Annotated in this window: 3 protein-coding genes; 1 reads left to right on the forward strand and 2 read right to left on the reverse strand. The window is 61.2% G+C overall.

Going from position 1 to position 3,081, the window contains the following annotated elements; all coding sequences use genetic code 11:
- Positions 1 to 354, reverse strand: a 354-nt coding sequence (locus tag E5W70_RS31615; protein WP_292665195.1) for a hypothetical protein, incomplete at its 3' end; no start/stop codon positions are given.
- A gap of 333 nt (positions 355 to 687) precedes the next feature.
- Positions 688 to 1,182 (reverse strand): hypothetical protein, encoded by a 495-nt coding sequence (locus E5W70_RS31620; RefSeq protein ID WP_292665196.1) that lies wholly within the window; start codon positions 1,180 to 1,182, stop codon positions 688 to 690.
- 113 nt (positions 1,183 to 1,295) lie between these two features.
- Between E5W70_RS31620 and E5W70_RS31625 the strand changes: the two genes are divergently transcribed.
- On the forward strand, positions 1,296 to 3,081 hold a 1,786-nt coding region (locus tag E5W70_RS31625; RefSeq protein ID WP_292665197.1), incomplete at its 3' end, for a hypothetical protein.

Below are 3,081 nucleotides of genomic sequence, written 5' to 3' on the forward strand. Positions count from 1 at the left end.
GTTGGCAGAAGTCCCGAGGGAAATGACCCCCAACAGAATACCGGCGAAGGCGCCTGACAGACCGGCCAGATGGCGGGCTTCCCAACCGGCATGAAGAACATGGGCGCCGTCGATCGCCAGGCCAACGCCGTGTCCAGGGCTTCCCTCGAGGGCAGGGACGCACACATCGTCGAGCTGGATGCCATTTGCGGCCACATCGGCGCCCGTCGAGACGCCGTCGTTGAAGGCGTCGAAGTCCTCTCCCGTGATGGCATCGCTTGGGCTCGGCGAGGACATCGAGGCGATCCCCTTACAAAAACCTTCGGCCCAGGCGGCTTCCTTGAACGGGATCGTTTCAAACGGATTGTTTAACATCGAGATCCTCCAATCGGTTCCAGGCGGGCGGCAAAGAGGGCCGCCGGTATCATCAACCTTGGCTGCGGGTAGGCTCGTTGCCTGCAGCCATTTCAACTTCCTGCCAAAGCAGGCTTGCGTCACGACGGTTGCTCGGCGGCGCGGGGCGTCATGCGGTCCCGGTCGGGCCAATCTGAAAGTGAAGGTGCGATGTGCCCCACACCGCGAGGTTCGGCCTGCTCCTGGGCTTGGACGGGCGGCACGACGATTATCAGAACGGCAACGGCCGCTATTGCTCGACAGCGAAACATTGTTTTTTCTCCTATGAGACAAGCTTCAAGGCGGGAGCCGGCGTCAGTCGACTCGGTAGATGACGTAATATGCGGAACCCTCGATGTCCGAGCGGGCGATTTTCGCGATCTCGCCCGTTCCCTGCTCATCGGCCGTCATCGTGACAGAGCCGAGTGGATCATTGCCATTGAGAGGGCCGTCTTCATCCCAGAGCGAGAGATTTTGGCTATACTCGAACGGCAGCACAAGGCCAGGTTCGAATGACTGGTCCGCATTGACTTCCCTGGTATTTCCGGGAGACGGCCAGACAGCGTCATCGACATTACCTTCAGTCCCTGTGGTGATGAACAGGTTGTCCGGATCGGCCCGGATGGCGTCGATCGCTCCAAGAATGCTGGGCAGGGACCTGATGCCGTGCAGCAGATTGCTGGCGAAGTCGTTCTGGGTAAATTGCGGCGTCAGGCTCATGATCGCATCGATAACCGCCTGGTTGACGCCGAAATCGGTTCCTGTGGCGGGCTGGACGCAATAGATGGTCTGGACGGTTGCGGTCGGCATTGTTTCCTCCCTGAGTTGGAAAGATGCCGACGTTGACGGAGCCGCGCTTACGTTTAGCTTACATGCTGAAATGACGCGCGCCCGGCCCATCATCTGCTATAAGAGTGCAGCTGGTGGATCTGGATGCGGCGGTGCACGGCGGCTCGATAGCGAAACTCTCAATGCCGAGACCCGCGGGTATTGCGCGGCGGCCGCGCGTCGCGGCTCTGGTCGACAGTTGCCTGAAATCCGGCATGTGCTGGATTGCCGCCCCGGGCGGATACGGGAAGACCACCGCGGTCATAGATTACGTCCAAGGATCAGACGCCCCGCATGTCTGGTATCGCGTCGACGACGAGGACCAGGATGTCGCCCGCCTGTTCTACTATCTGGCCATGTCGCCTGGGGCGCAGGAACTCAGCCTCCCTGTTTTCGGAACGGAGTATGCGGAGGATGCAGCGGCCTTCGCGCGCCTGTTCTTCCGAGCTTACTTGGCGCATCTGGAGCCGAACACGATCGTCGTTCTCGACGACATCCACCGTGCCGACACGCCAGAATTCCGCGAAGTTCTGGCTGTCCTGCTGAGGGAACTGCCCAACACGGTCCGGTGCATCTGCATATCGCGTACACTGCCTGGTGGGGGCGTGGCCGAACTTGCGCTCGCAGGCAAGCTGCCGGTCATCGGCCAGACCACACTGGAATTCACGGAGGACGAAGCACGCTGCCTCGTCGGCCTCAGGGAACCAGGCCATGAGAAGGGGATCGACGTCGCCGCCGCCAAGGGGTGGGCGGTCGGCCTGGTCATGATCGCCAACCAGAAATCAAGTTCCCCACAGTTGATGAGCGCCATGCCTTTAGCGCAGGGAAATTTCCAGGAGGTGGTCGGCAGACTGTTCCTGCAGAACGTTCCAAGCGAGGACCAGAACACCCTGCTGAAGCTTAATCTGCTTCCCGAAATCAATTCCGGTCTTGCCGACGCCTTGCTCGGACCCAGAGTCGGCGGCCCGGTGCTGGAGCGGCTCTTCCAAATGCAGCTGTTGGTTACCCGAACAGGCCTCGGAAGCGGAGGATTCCAGTTCCACGACCTCCTGCGCGATTACCTGTCCAGGCTCTTCGAAGCACGGCTGCCGCCGGAAGAGCAGGCAAGTCTGCGCGAAAGGGCAGCTCGGGTCCTGCGCGATGCAGGATTGGTCGACGCTGCCGTATCGATGGCCCTCCAAGCAGAAGCCTGGGCGCTAGCCCGCGAGTTGGTTATCGAGCACGCCGAGGCGATGCTATCCCAAGGTCGCAGGGCTACCTTGATCGAATGGGGCACCAGATTTCCTGCTGAAGAACTGGAAGGCTGGCTTCTCCACTGGGTCGGGGCCGCTCACGTTCCTGACGACGCCGCAGCCGAGCGATGGTTCTCACGGGCTTGGGAGGCGTTCGTAAAGGACGGCGATTTGAGGGGGCAGTGGCTAACCGTAACCCGCGCCGTGCTCGTAAAGACAAGCAGCTGGCGGACGCACGGGGGCCTGGACAGGTGGACGCGAAGGGCAGCCGCCATCCTTCGCGGGAGGCAACCCGATCTTGTCCCGAGAGAGTGGATGCTGGTCGGTGTCGGCATGTTGCGGGCCGTTGACTACGGCGAGGCCGACGAGGAGACCGCACGGGCAGGAGTGAAGATCGCCGACGAACTCCTGCAACAGCTGTCGAGTCCGACTGATGAAGTTCCAGTTGACCTGAGATTGCTTGCCAGTGAAGCTCTTGTGGACCATGCGGTCTGGTCAGGGCGGCAGGACATCTTCGAACAGGCGGTCGACAGCGTCGCTTCCGAATTGAACGACCCCAAGGTGACGCCTTGGGTGCTTGGCATGTGGTTGGTCTCTTTCGGCGCCGCCAGCGGTAGGTATTTTTCATTCTCGAGGCGCGGGTTTCCAT

It is taken from the genome of Mesorhizobium sp. (genome assembly GCF_005063415.1).
Classification (GTDB): Bacteria; Pseudomonadota; Alphaproteobacteria; order Rhizobiales; family Rhizobiaceae; genus Mesorhizobium.

Bases quoted from the DNA above. Each gene is read 5' to 3' on its own strand.
- E5W70_RS31620 (WP_292665196.1), bottom strand. From the start codon at position 1,182: ATGCCGACCGCAACCGTCCAGACCATCTATTGCGTCCAGCCCGCCACA.